Origin of the sequence: Aeromonas sp. R5-4, from assembly GCF_040908215.1 — a bacterium.
GTDB classification, from domain to species: Bacteria; Pseudomonadota; Gammaproteobacteria; order Enterobacterales; family Aeromonadaceae; genus Aeromonas; species Aeromonas veronii.
Genome location: NZ_JBFODG010000012.1, coordinates 86816 through 98706 on the forward strand (window position 1 = coordinate 86816; position 11891 = coordinate 98706).

The 11891-nt window shown below is 60.7% G+C and carries 12 protein-coding genes; 8 read left to right on the forward strand and 4 right to left on the reverse strand.

Annotation, left to right across the window (positions count from 1 at the left end; genetic code table 11):
* Positions 1 to 35: 35 nt before the first annotated feature.
* The 3 genes from blaOXA to blrA form a co-directional block, all read right to left on the reverse strand.
* Positions 36 to 830: an OXA-12 family class D beta-lactamase gene (blaOXA, locus tag AB5Y83_RS04370; RefSeq protein ID WP_279488650.1), complete on the reverse strand. Its 795-nt coding sequence runs from the start codon at positions 828 to 830 to the stop codon at positions 36 to 38.
* An 80-nt stretch (positions 831 to 910) separates the two neighbouring features.
* Complete coding sequence (blrB, locus tag AB5Y83_RS04375) at positions 911 to 2332, reverse strand: beta-lactam sensor histidine kinase BlrB (protein ID WP_307895856.1); 1422 nt, start codon at positions 2330 to 2332, stop codon at positions 911 to 913.
* The gene (blrA, locus tag AB5Y83_RS04380; RefSeq protein ID WP_069529373.1) at positions 2329 to 3003 is read right to left on the reverse strand and encodes a beta-lactam response regulator transcription factor BlrA; all 675 of its coding nucleotides are present in this window, start codon (positions 3001 to 3003) and stop codon (positions 2329 to 2331) included. The genes blrB and blrA overlap by 4 nt, the downstream gene beginning before the upstream one ends.
* 122 nt (positions 3004 to 3125) lie before the next feature.
* Here blrA and AB5Y83_RS04385 point away from each other — a divergent pair, with 122 nt between their 5' ends.
* Positions 3126 to 3899 carry a DeoR/GlpR family DNA-binding transcription regulator gene (locus AB5Y83_RS04385; RefSeq protein WP_005355851.1) on the forward strand — a complete coding sequence of 258 codons (774 nt, stop codon included), beginning with the start codon at positions 3126 to 3128 and terminating at the stop codon, positions 3897 to 3899.
* A gap of 56 nt (positions 3900 to 3955) precedes the next feature.
* The gene (glmS, locus tag AB5Y83_RS04390; RefSeq protein ID WP_279488652.1) at positions 3956 to 5788 is read left to right on the forward strand and encodes a glutamine--fructose-6-phosphate transaminase (isomerizing); all 1833 of its coding nucleotides are present in this window, start codon (positions 3956 to 3958) and stop codon (positions 5786 to 5788) included.
* 58 nt (positions 5789 to 5846) lie between these two features.
* On the opposite strand, the gene AB5Y83_RS04395 is transcribed toward glmS, so the two are convergent.
* The gene (locus AB5Y83_RS04395; RefSeq protein ID WP_005357256.1) at positions 5847 to 6623 is read right to left on the reverse strand and encodes a LuxR family transcriptional regulator; all 777 of its coding nucleotides are present in this window, start codon (positions 6621 to 6623) and stop codon (positions 5847 to 5849) included.
* A gap of 210 nt (positions 6624 to 6833) precedes the next feature.
* Between AB5Y83_RS04395 and AB5Y83_RS04400 the strand changes: the two genes are divergently transcribed.
* Genes AB5Y83_RS04400 through AB5Y83_RS04425 form a run of 6 tightly spaced genes read left to right on the forward strand, consistent with a single transcriptional unit; the run spans position 6834 to position 11661 of the window.
* Positions 6834 to 7595, forward strand: a complete 762-nt coding sequence (locus AB5Y83_RS04400) for a DUF3450 domain-containing protein (protein ID WP_005357258.1) — start codon at positions 6834 to 6836, stop codon at positions 7593 to 7595.
* Positions 7592 to 8896: a MotA/TolQ/ExbB proton channel family protein gene (locus tag AB5Y83_RS04405; protein ID WP_279488654.1), complete on the forward strand. Its 1305-nt coding sequence runs from the start codon at positions 7592 to 7594 to the stop codon at positions 8894 to 8896. Before AB5Y83_RS04400 ends, AB5Y83_RS04405 begins: the two co-directional genes overlap by 4 nt.
* Positions 8893 to 9423, forward strand: coding sequence for a MotA/TolQ/ExbB proton channel family protein (locus AB5Y83_RS04410; protein ID WP_005339367.1), 531 nt, complete (start codon positions 8893 to 8895; stop codon positions 9421 to 9423). Before AB5Y83_RS04405 ends, AB5Y83_RS04410 begins: the two co-directional genes overlap by 4 nt.
* Entirely contained in the window at positions 9420 to 9821 is a 402-nt protein-coding gene (locus AB5Y83_RS04415) for a biopolymer transporter ExbD (protein ID WP_042082290.1), read from the forward strand. Before AB5Y83_RS04410 ends, AB5Y83_RS04415 begins: the two co-directional genes overlap by 4 nt.
* A complete protein-coding gene (locus AB5Y83_RS04420; protein WP_204382385.1) occupies positions 9818 to 10480 on the forward strand; it encodes an energy transducer TonB in 663 nt (220 codons plus the stop codon). Before AB5Y83_RS04415 ends, AB5Y83_RS04420 begins: the two co-directional genes overlap by 4 nt.
* Positions 10481 to 10482: 2 nt before the next feature.
* Positions 10483 to 11661, forward strand: coding sequence for a hypothetical protein (locus AB5Y83_RS04425; protein ID WP_368174761.1), 1179 nt, complete (start codon positions 10483 to 10485; stop codon positions 11659 to 11661).
* The last annotated feature ends 230 nt before the right edge of the window (positions 11662 to 11891 follow it).

Below are 11891 nucleotides of genomic sequence, written 5' to 3' on the forward strand. Positions count from 1 at the left end.
CGTGGTTATCGGGGGTTATCTGGCGGGAAGCGAGATCACTGCTTTTTAAGTTGTGCAGGCAGGGCGACCAGCACCTCTTCTTTTGCCTTGAGGGAGGCGAATTGCCTGCCGGGCTTTTGCACCACGGTATGGATGAAGATCAGCTGCTTGCCCGGTTTGCTGGCCCAGCCGACGAACCAGCCGATCTGCTGATCGCGGTTGAGGTTGCCATCCAGCTTCTTCGGGTAGCCCATGCCGGTTTTGCCGTGGATCTGCCAGCCGTCGATCTCGCTCACCTTGAGGATATTGGCGGTGTATTGCAGGGTTTGCGCCGAGACCGGCAGCTTGCCGCTGAGCATCTTGCCGAGGAAGCGAGCCTGCTCCTCCGGACTTATGGCGAGGCTGGAGCTGAGCCAAGCCTGGGTCAGGCCGTCATGTTTGCCCGGATTGCCGGAGAGATCCCGATTGCCGTAGTCGAAGCGGTCGACATATTGCTGGAAGCGCTCCATCCCCAGCCATTCGGTGATCTGCTGGGAAAACCAGACCACCGAGTAGGTTTCCCAGCGGCGCGGGGTGGTGGTTTCACGCCAGGCGGGCAGCCAGCCATCGTAGCTCGGCTTGTAGGGCAGTGCCGGATGCTCTTCATCAACCAGATAGCCACTGTCGTAACCCATCAGCGCCAGCGGGATCTTGAAGGTGGACGCGGGCGGCAGCTGGCTGGAGCAGTCCCCTTCGCTGGAGAGGGTCTGGCCGTTGCCGTCAGCATAGAGAAAGCAGCCGCTGGCGGCGGAGGCAGGCAGGGCTGCGAGCAGACCGGCAGCCAGCAGGCTGGAGAGAAGCAGGCGGGACATAGCATTTCCTGGAGCAAATGGATGAGAGAAAGCGGCAGTCTAATGCCGCTTTGTGTGGGGAATGTGAAGTTGCGGGGGGACTAGGTGAACGGCAGCCAGAGTTCCGCCAGCGCGCCTCCCTCCGGCTGGTTGCTCAGGGTCAGACGACCGCCATGCTGGTGGGCTACTTCATGGGCGAAGCTGAGCCCCAGACCACTGCTCTTGCCCTTGTCCGGGCGCGGCAGGGAGTAGAAGCGCTCGAAGATGCGCGGCAGGGCGTAGTCGGGAATGCCGGGGCCGCAGTCGGTGACCCGAAAACAGTAGCCCTCCTCCTGCTGGCTGCCGCTTAGGGTGACTTGCCCGTTGGCGGGAGAGAAGTCGATGGCGTTATCCAGCAGGTTGCCGATGGCCTGCTCCACCAGCAGCGGATCCCACTTCTGTTTCGGCGCGCTGGCCAGCTCGGCCACCAACTCGACCTGACGGCGCTGGGCAATGATCTGGCGGGCATCGAGGGTGCGCTTGCCCAGTTTCGCTGGCTCCACCGACTGGCGATCCAGCCCCTGCCCCGACTCCAGCCGCGCCAGTTGCAGCATTCGCTCGATCAGCTGCTGCATGCGGGCGGTTTCCAGATTGATGTTGCCGATAAACCGTTTGGCAACTTCGGGGGGCGGCGTTTCGGCCAAAATCTCCCCTGCCCCGCGAATGGCGGCCAGCGGGCTCTTCAGCTCGTGGGTCAGGCTGTGCACATAGGCTTCGATGTAGCTTTTGCCATCGAGCTGGTGGCGCATGGTCTCCAGCGAGCGGCCGAGCCGATCCAGCTCGACGGTGTGCAACTGCGGCAGCGGTGCCGCCTCCCCCTTGCTGACCGAGTCGGCATAGTGCACCAGCTTGCCGATGGCGCGGTTGAGCCACCACACCAGCAGGCTGCCGATCAGCAGCGAGATGAGCAGCATCTGGCCGCCGGCCCGCAGCAGCTCCTGTTCCCCGCGCTCGATGGCTGGCATCAGGGTGCGATTGGGTTTGGCGACGGTGAGGGAGCCGATGATCTCGGCCCCTTCCCGCAGCGGCGCCGCCACATACATGGTCGAGCTGGCAGCATCATCGGGATCGGTGCGGGTGCTGCGGGCGCCATACTGGCCGCGCAGGGTGCGGTAGACATCGTTCCAGCGGGAATAGTCCTTGCCCAGATCCGTGCCGTCGGAGTCGTAAATCACCACACCTTGCCGGTCAGTGACATAGATGCGGTACTCCGCCTGCTGCTTGAGGTGGCCATCGATCATTGCATTGATGGGATTCTGGTTGAGGCGGGCGAAGGCGCTGGCCAACCGCCCGTTCATCATATTCCCCTCTTGCAGATCATCGAGAGCGAGCGGCGCCAGCAGCTGGGTCATGTCGACCAGAGTATCCTCGGTGGCGCTGCGCACTCCCGGTTTTATCTCCTCGACGAAGATTTCCAGCACGAACCAGGCGGCCAGCGCGAAGATCAGCAGCAGGCCGCACAGCAGTTGCAGTCCGAGTCTCATGCCAGCTCCAGGCTGTAGCCCAGCCCGCGATGGGTGAGGATCAGGTTGGCCTCGGGATCATGTTCGCGCAGCTTGGCGCGGATGGTCTTGATATGGGTATCTACGGTGCGATCCAGACTCTCCTCCGCATCCTGCCACACCAGATCCATCAGCTGTTGGCGGGAGTAGACCCGGCCCGGCGCAAGCATCAGGGTCTTGAGCAGCAGATATTCGTAGCGGGTGAGGGCCAGCAACTGGCCGCGAAAATGGATGCGGGCCCGCTCTTCATCCAATACCAGCAGGGCGCTGGGCTGAGGGGCGACGGGCTGGCTGCGGCGCAGGATGACACGCACCCGGGCACACACTTCCCTTGGCGAGAAGGGTTTGGCCACATAGTCGTCGGCACCGATCTCCAGCCCGATCAGCCGGTCTATCTCCTCGCTGCGGGCGGTGAGGAACATCAGGGGAATATCGGTCAGCGCCCTCACCTGCTTGCAGAGTTCGAAGCCGCTGATGTCGGGCAGCCCCACATCGAGGATCAGGAAGTCGGGTCGCGTCTGTTCCAGTCGTGTCAGCAACTGTTGGCCCAGCATGAACCACTCCACCTCGAACCCGTCGGTCTGCAGGGCGTAAATCAGGGTGTCGGCAATGCTGGCCTCATCCTCCACCAGCCAGATGACTCTCTTTTGCATGGCATCCTCGTCGCAAATTGGCACTCCATTTTGGCATCGAACCAAATCGGATCCTATTTGCTGTTTTATTTTTCCGAAAAAGGGGCTAATATTTCGATGTTCTTTCGAATCGAAACTTAAAAATGACCAAACGTAATACTCAACAACGCCGCCACACCATAGTGACCCTGGTACAAGAGCAGGGTGAAGTGAGTGTCGACGCCCTCGCCAAACACTTTTCTACCTCCGAAGTGACCATCCGTAAAGATCTGGCGGTACTGGAGACCGGTGGTCTGCTGCTGCGCCGTTACGGTGGTGCTGTCCCTTTGCCGAGCGAGATGGTGGTCGAGGTCAACCCTGAGCAAGTTTCGAACCGAAAGTTAGCCATTGCCCGTGCGGCGGCCGAGCGGCTGCGTGACCACAACCGCGTCATCATCGACAGCGGCAGCACCACCAGCGCCATGATCCCCATGCTGGGCAACAAGCGCGGCCTCATCGTGATGACCAACTCCCTCAATGTGGCCGGTGCCCTGCGCGAGCTGGAAAATGAGCCTACCCTGTTAATGACCGGTGGCACTTGGGACCCTCACTCCGAATCCTTCCAGGGGCAGGTGGCGGAACAGGTGTTGCGCTCCTACGACTTCGACCAGCTCTTTATCGGTGCCGACGGCATCGACCCGGAGCGTGGCACCACCACCTTCAACGAGCTGGTGGGCCTGTCGCGGGTCATGGCCGAGGTGTCGCGGGAGGTCATTGTGATGGTCGAATCGGAGAAGATCGGCCGCAAGATCCCCAATCTCGAACTTCCCTGGTCGAGCATCCATACCCTGGTGACCGACGAGGGGCTGGCCAGCGAGGCCAGAGAACAGATTCAAGCCCAGGGGGTGACGCTTATCTGCGCCCCGGTCACTTGCTGACATCGAGCTCTGAACCATCCAACTGACTTTACGATTTGCATCTCAAGGAGAAGTGTATGTGTGGCATCGTCGGGGCTGTCGCCCAACGTGATGTGGCTGAAATTCTGGTAGAGGGCCTGCGCCGTCTGGAGTACCGCGGTTATGACTCAGCCGGTGTGGCCGTGTTCAGCGCCAACCAGCCGTTGCAGCGGGTTCGCCGTCTGGGCAAGGTGGCCGAGCTGGCCAAGGCGCTCGACGAGCAGTCCGTCCATGGTGGTACCGGCATCGCCCATACCCGCTGGGCCACTCACGGCGAGCCCTCCGAGCGCAATGCCCACCCCCACGTCTCCGAGCATATCGTGGTGGTGCACAACGGCATCATCGAGAACCACGAAGAACTGCGGGAAGAGTTGAAGGCGCTGGGTTATGTGTTCAGCTCCGACACCGATACCGAGGTGATTGCCCATCTGGTCCATTACGAGCTGAAGAGCGCCGGCAGCCTGCTGGCCGCCATGCAAACTGCGGTGAAGCAGCTGCGCGGTGCCTACGGTACCGTGGTGATGGACAGCCGCGACGACAGCCGCGTGGTGGTGGCCCGTTCCGGTTCACCGCTGGTGATCGGCCGCGGTATCGGCGAGAACTTTATCGCCTCCGACCAGATGGCGCTGCTGCCGGTGACCCGTCGCTTCATCTTCCTGGAAGAGGGTGATGTGGCCGAAGTGACCCGTCGCGATGTGCATATCTTCGATATCAACGGTAACGCCGTGGTGCGTGAAGAGCAGGAGTCCGAACTCTCCCACGATGCCGGTGACAAGGGCGAATACCGTCATTACATGCTCAAAGAGATCCACGAGCAGCCCAAAGCGATCACCAACACCCTGGAAGGGCGTCTGGGCAGCGATCACGTGGTGGTCGAATCGTTCGGCAACGGCGCGCGAGTCATCTTTGACAAGGTCGAGCACGTACAGATCGTCGCCTGCGGCACCTCCTATCACTCCGGCATGGTGGCTCGCTACTGGTTCGAAGAGATCGCTGGCGTCTCCTGCGATGTGGAGATCGCCTCCGAGTTCCGCTATCGCAAATCGGTGGTGCGCCCCAACAGCCTGCTGGTGACCCTCTCCCAGAGCGGCGAGACCGCCGATACCCTGGCCGCGCTGCGTCTGGCCAAGGAATCCGGCTACATGAGCTCGCTGGCCATCTGCAACGTGCCCGGCTCCTCGCTGGTGCGTGAATCGGATCTGGCTTTCATGACCCGTGCCGGTGCCGAGATCGGCGTAGCCTCCACCAAGGCGTTCACCACCCAGCTGGCTGGCCTGCTGATGCTGGTGGCCTCGGTCGGTCACTGCCGTGGCCACCTGAGCGCGGCCGCCGAAGCCGAACTGGTCAAGGCGCTGCAAGCCCTGCCGCTGCGTATTAAAGAGAGCCTGGCGCTGGCCAAGGATATCGAAATCCTGGCCGAAGAGTTTGCCGACAAGCAGCACAGCCTGTTCCTCGGCCGTGGCAGCCAGTACCCCATCGCCATGGAGGGGGCGCTCAAGCTCAAAGAGATCTCCTATATCCACGCCGAAGCTTACGCCGCTGGCGAGCTGAAGCACGGCCCGCTGGCGCTGATCGATGCCGAAATGCCCATCATTGTGGTGGCGCCGAACAACGATCTGCTGGAGAAGCTCAAGTCCAACGTGGAAGAGGTGCGCGCCCGTGGCGGTATCCTCTACGTGTTCGCCGATGCCGATACCGGCTTCAAGAGCGACGAGACCATGCGGGTCATGAACCTCAACCATGTGGAAGAGGTGATCGCCCCCATCGTCTATACCGTGCCGCTGCAGCTGCTCTCCTACCACGTTGCCCTGATCAAAGGCACTGACGTGGACCAGCCGCGCAACCTGGCAAAATCGGTGACCGTTGAGTAAGTCACTTTCTGAAATGAAAAAGAGCCGCAATTGCGGCTCTTTTTGTTTCGGCTGAGGGTTACGACAGCCGCAGGTTGGTGATGGTGACCTCGTCGAGGGAGGGCACTATGATGCCGCTGGTGATCCCTTTGGCGATGGCCTGACTGCGGTTCTTCGAGTCGGTCTTGTTGGTCACCTGGGTCAGGTGGAAGTTGACCGTCCGCTCACTGATGCCGAGGATGGTGGCGATCTCCCAGGAGGTCTTGCCCTCGCTGGCCCAGAACAGGCACTCCTTCTCCCGATCCGACAGTTCGGTCAGGTATTTCATCATATCCGGTCTGCTTTTGATCAGTTGCAGCGCGGAGTTGAAGATATAGCTGGCGCAGAACGACAGCAGCGGGACATTTTCAAACATCAGGTCGGAGTTGGATTTCTCCTTGGTGATGAATGAGAGGATGCCGTGCTCCCCCTGCGGGGTGTGCAGCGGAAAGGAGACGCCATTGCGTACCCCGAAATCAGCGGCCAGGTTCATCACGTCGCGGCTGGCGCTGGGCAGCCAGGGCGAATCGCAGTCGAGCTTGTTCCAGAAGATCGGCTGGGTCTGTTTCAGCCCCAGATAGACCACCGGATCCTGGGTCAGATACTGGTTTTCGCTGTAGGCGTCAAACCAGGTGGTCGGACAGTTGTTGAACAGTGCCACGTGGGATTTTTGCATGCTGATGGGGAAAATAATCAGCAGCCGAAAGTAATCAAAGCCCATTTGATGACTGAAGCGCTCCAGCAGTTGCTGGATATCGCTGGTTTTTGTTGCCTTGGTGAACTTGTCGATATGTTCCCAGATCGCATCGTTGAGCATTACTTTCTCCTTTTTCGATCTCTATCACACTGATCGAAAAGATTTTTTATCGTTATTTATATTTGTGCGGTGGCTATTGGCGCCACTTATTCCGTGCGTGCTTAAAAATTATCCTGTTTTTGTGCATAAAGGCCAAGAAAATCCTCTCGTTGCCAGTCCGCCCTGTATTTGAGATAATGATAATAGTTATCATTAGTAAGATGTATTTCAATGAACAAATTATGGGGTGTGGCCCTGCTGCCACTGTCAGTCCACTTTGCTGCCATCGGGGATGAGCTGGTTGCTCCCGCCCTCAAGAACAGCATAGCTGCCGGGAAAGCCTCCCAGCAGCGGGTGGAAAAAGCCGCCGATGCCGCTGTTGCCGCACGACTGGAGCTGCAAAATGCCCAGCTGCAACTGCGTGACCTAGAAGCCTACAACCGCTACATGCAATCTCTGGTGGCCGATCAGCAAAATGAGCTGGGTAAATTGAGCCAGCAGCTGGAAGCGGTGCAAGAGACCCGTCAGGGCTTGATCCCGCTGATGTTGCAGATGCAGGCAGATCTGGAACAGCTGGTGCAAAACGACATCCCGCTGCGCAAGGAAGATCGGCTGGCGCGGGTTGAACAGTTGAAAGCGACCCTAGCCCGTGCAGACGTTAGCGAGGCAGAGAAATTCCGTCAGCTGCTGCAGGCCTATCAGATTGAAGCCGAGTACGGCAGCCGGATGGACAGCTATTCCGCCGAGCTGGAGCTGGATGGTGCTCCGCGTCGGGTCGATGTGCTGGCGCTGGGTCGGGTCTCCCTGCTGGCAATGACGGCCGATCGCAGTCAGGCATGGCGCTGGTCTGCCGAGGCGAAGCAGTGGCAAGCCCTCGATAGCCAGTGGCTCTCCCCCATCGCCGAGGCGATGGATGTGGCCGCCGACAAGAAAGTTCCCCAGTTGCTCAATGTCCCCCTCTCTGTCAGCCGTAGTCAGGAGGCCCAATCATGAGAGTCACCATGAAGTGGTTCCCCCTCCTTATTGCTCTCTCCTGCGGTACCAACGCCGCGGTCGCCGATGAGTGGCAGCAGCAGGAACAGGCTCGTGAGCAGCTGGCTCAGCAAGATCTGGCGACCGTTGCCAAGGAGCTCGGCACTGCTCGCGCCAGACTGGCCGAGGCCCAGCGCCTGAGCAAGGAGCTGGCCGGCAAGTTCGCCAGCAACGAGAAGCAGCTGGTCGAGCTCAACGCCCAGTGGGAGCAAGCCTCCGGCGATATGAACGAGATATTCGCGGTCACCCGTCAGGGCGCCAGCGATGCGGTCAAGCTGCTGAGCGAATCCGCCGTCGAGGGCCAGTACCCGGAGCGTCTCGCCCCGCTGAAAGCCATGGCACAGGATAAACAGGTGCCGGATCGCGCCGCCCTCGCCCTGCTACCCGCCACTCTGCTGCAGGAGATCCGTGAATCTGGCCGGATTGCTCAGTTCAACGGCAAGGTGCTCAATGCCCAGGGGGCTGCCAGCGAGCAGTCGCTGACCCGGGTTGGCAGTTTTGCCCTGCTGGGGAGCGAAGGCTTCCTGCAACCGACCGCCGAAGGCTTGAGCCCGGTACTGGGTCTGCCCGGTAGCGTGCTCTCTGCCGTTGCGGCTTATCAGGGTCAGGAAGGGGAAGCGCTGCCGCTGGATCCTTCGCATGGCACTCTGCTGGCGATGCTGGCACAGGCGCCCACCTTCTGGCAGCAGGTACAACAAGGTGGTCAGGTCGGCGCCATTATCGTGCTGTTGGCCGCCATCGGTTTGGGTATCGCTGCGGTACGGCTGTGGAGCCTCTCCCGCGAACTGGGTCGGGTGCGCTGCCAGCTCAAGAGCGGCGAGTATCACGCCGACAACGCCCTCGGCCGGGTGCTGACGGTGGCAGACAAACACCCCGAGCTGAGCATGGAGACCCTCGAGCTGCGTCTTGATGAGGCGATCCTGCAGGAGACTCCTCGCATGGAGCGCGGCATCGGCATGGTCAAGGTGATCGCGGCCATCGCCCCCATGCTGGGTCTGCTCGGTACCGTAACCGGGATGATCGGCACCTTCCAGGCCATCACCCAGTTTGGCACCGGCGATCCCAAGATCATGGCGGGCGGCATCTCCATGGCGCTGGTCACCACGGTACAGGGTCTGGTTGCGGCCATTCCGCTGATCCTGGCCCACAGCCTGCTGCAATCACGCTTCACCGAGCTTTCCAATGTACTGGAGCAGCAAGTAGCCGGCATTCTGGCCGAGCGCGCCGAGAGCAATAACGGCGGGATGGAGCGAGCAGCATGATGCTCGACATCTGGCAACAGCTGCAGAGTTTCATGGGCCGTGGCGGCCCTGTGCTCTGGGTCATTCTGGCCCTGCTGGTGCTGATGTGGATTTTGATGATCGAGCGGCTGCTCTACCTCAATCTGGGTTTTGGCCCCTTGCAGCAACAGCTGCTCGGCCGCTGGCAGGCCCGCAGCGAGCGCCACAGCTGGCACGCCCGGGCGATCCGCAGCCGCTGGCTGGCGCAGGCGGAGCTGGAACTGAACCGTCATCTGATCTTCATCCGCACCCTGGTGGTGCTCTGTCCTATGCTGGGGTTGCTGGGCACTGTGACCGGCATGATCGGCGTATTCGATGCGTTGGCCGCGGCCAACCGCTTTAACCCGGAGAGCATGGCGGGCGGGATCTCCCGCGCCACTATCCCCACCATGGCAGGCATGGTGGTGGCGCTCTCCGGCGTGTTGTTACTCAGTCGGCTCGAGAGTCAGGCCAAGCGTGCGCTTGCCAAGACCCGGGACGGCCTGCGAGAAGAGAAGGTAATGCAATGAGACGGCAATCCAAACGCCAGCGTGACGAAGTGCAGATCGACATGACCCCCATGCTGGATATCGTGTTCATCATGCTGATCTTCTTTATTGTCACCACCTCCTTCGTGCGCGAAGCCGGGCTTGAGGTACACAGACCTCAGGCTAGTCAGGCCAAGGCGCAGAAATCTTCCAGCATCATGCTGGCGATCGGGGCTCAGGGTCAGATCTTCCTCGACCGCAAGCAGGTCGATGTGGAGCGGGTGCAGGCCACCATTGCCCGTCTGCTGGCGGAGCAACCCGATGCCAGTCTGGTGATCCAGGCCGACGAGCGGGTGCCCCACGGCAAGGTGGTGCGGGTGATGGATGAGGCCAAGGCGGCGGGTATCGCCAATATCGCCGTGGCGGTGGCGCCGAAATGAAATACAAGCTGATGAGCCTGGGGCTGGGGATCGCCCTCAGTCTGGGTATCCTGCTGTTCATGGCCACGCTGGTTGAACCGCCCCGGGGCGAAAAGGTGGCGAGCGAACAGAAGTCCATCGTCATCAATATGCAGAACGAGGTGACCGAGGTGCAGGTACGCGAGCGTCCGGTGCCGCAGGAGCCCGAGCCTCTGCCAGAGCCTCCCGCGGCATTGGCATCGACACCGCTGCCGATGCCCGCAGCGGCTCCCTTGGCGGCCGTTGAGCCGAGTCTGGATCTGGTCTCCAGCCTCAGCGCGGTGCAGGTCTATGCCCCCGGTGTGGCGACCAGTACTGCACCGGTATTGAGTGGCAACTACCACGGCCAGCAGCAAGGGGCGGGTATCGGCGCCGGTGACATGCTGATGCCGCTGCAACGGATCGAGCCGGTCTACCCCTATCGTGCCCAGCAGTCAGGGATCGAAGGATTCGTCACCCTGCGCTTTAGCGTGAATGCCGAAGGTGGCGTGCAGGATGTGGAAGTGGTCGAAGCCAAACCCAAGCGTCAGTTCGAGCGGGCGGCCATTCAGGCGATCAACAAGTGGCGCTATCAGCCGAGACCGGGCGCCACCGACAAGCTGGTGCAAGTCATCACGCTCAAATTCAAACTGGAGTCATAACTATGTTGCGGATCTGGATCTGTCTGCTGGCCCTGGTCGGCCAAGCCTGTCTGGCGATGGAGGTCAGCCCTCACTTCTCCCGTCAGCTTGAACCCGTGATGAAGCTCTATCAGTCCGGTCAGTGGCAACAAGCCCAGAGCAAGGCATCCGGCCTCAAGCCAAATAGCGATGCCGAGCGTGCCTGGCTGGCGCAGTTGCAAGCCTCGCTGGCGGCCAATCTGCAACAGACCGCCCAGGCGAGCCGTTATGTCGAACAGGCCCTTGCCTATAAAGAGTGGCCCGAGCAGCAACAGCTCCAGCTGCTGCGACTGCGCGGCGATATTCAGGCCCAGCAATCTAACTGGTCTGGTGCCATCGCCAGCTACAAGGCGGCACTGGCACTCAAGCAAGACGATGGGCTGCGCCTGCGTCTGGCCGGCCTCTATTACCACAACAAGCAGTACGGTGACGCCGCCAGCCAGAGCGAACAGTTGTTGAAGAAGGGTTGGCAGAAGCAGGCCGCCATTATTCGTCTCTCCGCCCTCACCGCTCAGCAACGTTATGGCGTGGCTGCCGATCAGGCGGCCGAGTTGATCAGCCACGAACCCAAAGAGAGCAAATGGTGGCAGCAGGCGGTGTCGCTCAACCTCTCCGCCAAACGCGGCGATCAGGCGTTGGCTCTGTTGCAAACAGCTATCGACAGAAAACTGATGGGTGATGCGTCTGCCCGCAATCAGCTGATCCGCCTCTATGCCTGGCAAGGGCTGCCTTATCGTGGTGCCCGTCTGCTGGAAGCGGCCATGGCCAAGGGACAGATGAAGCAAAGTGCTGAAAACCGCCAACTGCTTGCCCAATTGTGGGAAGGTGCCCGGGAGTGGTCACAAGCGGTCGATAGCTGGCAGCTGCTCGCCAACCAGCACGGTCAGCCCAAAGCCGCCATGCGCGCCGCCGAACTGCTGCTGCAACAGGGCAAGACTGATGCTGCCATGACCCAGCTCGCTGCCATCAAGTCGGTGAAGGGCGAGCAAGGCAATCGCGCCAAAGCGTTGCTGGTGCAGGCACACCTTAATAAGGAGCAGTATGCCCAGGCGCTGGAACTGGCCCGTGAGCTGCAGCAACAGGATAACTGGCAGCAGAAGGCAACCAGCTGGGTCAACTATATCTGGGCACAACGCGAAGAATTGAGCAAAAAAGCGGCATAAAAGAGATGCCAAGGGGTTGTTTTGGGGCGTTCAGTTCGCTTTTTCAGCAAACGAACGCATTTTTGCAAAAAGCCCTTGTCATCCCGGCGTGGCTCCCTATAATGCGCCCCTACCAGCACGGCGGAACACGCCGAACTGATGAGCCAGCTTCCTAGCGAAGTGGGCGCCGAAAGAAAAGCGAAAACAATTGCTTGACTTTCGAAGTGAGAAGCGTAATATGCGCCTCCTCA

Excerpts from the sequence above, each read along its gene's own strand:
- blaOXA (WP_279488650.1), bottom strand. The coding sequence starts at position 830 with ATGTCCCGCCTGCTTCTCTCCAGCCTGCTGGCTGCCGGTCTGCTCGCA.
- blrB (WP_307895856.1), bottom strand. The coding sequence starts at position 2,332 with ATGAGACTCGGACTGCAACTGCTGTGCGGCCTGCTGCTGATCTTCGCG.
- blrA (WP_069529373.1), bottom strand. The coding sequence starts at position 3,003 with ATGCAAAAGAGAGTCATCTGGCTGGTGGAGGATGAGGCCAGCATTGCC.
- AB5Y83_RS04385 (WP_005355851.1), top strand. The coding sequence starts at position 3,126 with ATGACCAAACGTAATACTCAACAACGCCGCCACACCATAGTGACCCTG.
- glmS (WP_279488652.1), top strand. The coding sequence starts at position 3,956 with ATGTGTGGCATCGTCGGGGCTGTCGCCCAACGTGATGTGGCTGAAATT.
- AB5Y83_RS04395 (WP_005357256.1), bottom strand. The coding sequence starts at position 6,623 with ATGCTCAACGATGCGATCTGGGAACATATCGACAAGTTCACCAAGGCA.
- AB5Y83_RS04400 (WP_005357258.1), top strand. The coding sequence starts at position 6,834 with ATGAACAAATTATGGGGTGTGGCCCTGCTGCCACTGTCAGTCCACTTT.
- AB5Y83_RS04405 (WP_279488654.1), top strand. The coding sequence starts at position 7,592 with ATGAGAGTCACCATGAAGTGGTTCCCCCTCCTTATTGCTCTCTCCTGC.
- AB5Y83_RS04410 (WP_005339367.1), top strand. The coding sequence starts at position 8,893 with ATGATGCTCGACATCTGGCAACAGCTGCAGAGTTTCATGGGCCGTGGC.
- AB5Y83_RS04415 (WP_042082290.1), top strand. The coding sequence starts at position 9,420 with ATGAGACGGCAATCCAAACGCCAGCGTGACGAAGTGCAGATCGACATG.
- AB5Y83_RS04420 (WP_204382385.1), top strand. The coding sequence starts at position 9,818 with ATGAAATACAAGCTGATGAGCCTGGGGCTGGGGATCGCCCTCAGTCTG.
- AB5Y83_RS04425 (WP_368174761.1), top strand. The coding sequence starts at position 10,483 with ATGTTGCGGATCTGGATCTGTCTGCTGGCCCTGGTCGGCCAAGCCTGT.